We start from the raw sequence: 559 nt of genomic DNA, 5'->3' as shown, positions 1-559 counted from the left end.
CCAGCTCAAGTTCACGGCGTAAGTAGTCGACATAATCCAGCAACTCTTTATAGCTGTAGCCATCCCCTGTCACTGCCAACAAGATGCCGTACACATCACCGAAGTCATCAATAACCTGAGGCTCATTAACACCCGGTGGTAACGTGACTTTTAAGTCGTTCACTTTTCGACGCAATTCATCCCAAATTTGTGGTAAATCATCGGGACCATAGTTGTTTTTCATCGTCACGGTGATCTGAGATAAGCCACGGTTGGAAATGGAGTTCACTTCGTCAACGTAAGTCAGTTGCTGGATGGCTTTTTCCAGCGGGTACGTCACTTCTTCTTCCACTTGTTGCGGCGTCGCACCTGGGTATGACGTCACTACCATCGCATCTTTGATGGTAAAGGCCGGATCTTCTAAACGTCCCAACCCGAAGAAGGCAGCAATACCACCAATCAAGAAGATCAAAGACACCATCCAGCTAATCACGCGATTTCGAATGAAATAAGCCGCAATGCCCGTTACGTCATCATCACTTTGAGGCACTTTGTTTTGCTCGCTCATAAACCAGCCTCC

At 47.4% G+C, this 559-nt stretch carries 1 protein-coding gene; it reads right to left on the bottom strand.

Translation table 11 applies throughout. The features are described from left to right. Nucleotides 1-547: efflux RND transporter permease subunit (locus tag R8N49_RS29450; RefSeq protein ID WP_318190738.1), on the bottom strand; the 547-nt coding region annotated here is incomplete at its 3' end. Nucleotides 548-559: the final 12 nt, after the last annotated feature.

The organism is Vibrio sp. 1978 (assembly GCF_033344345.1).
Note: the sequence above shows the minus strand (reverse complement) of the source record. Positions and strands in the feature narration are given on the sequence as shown.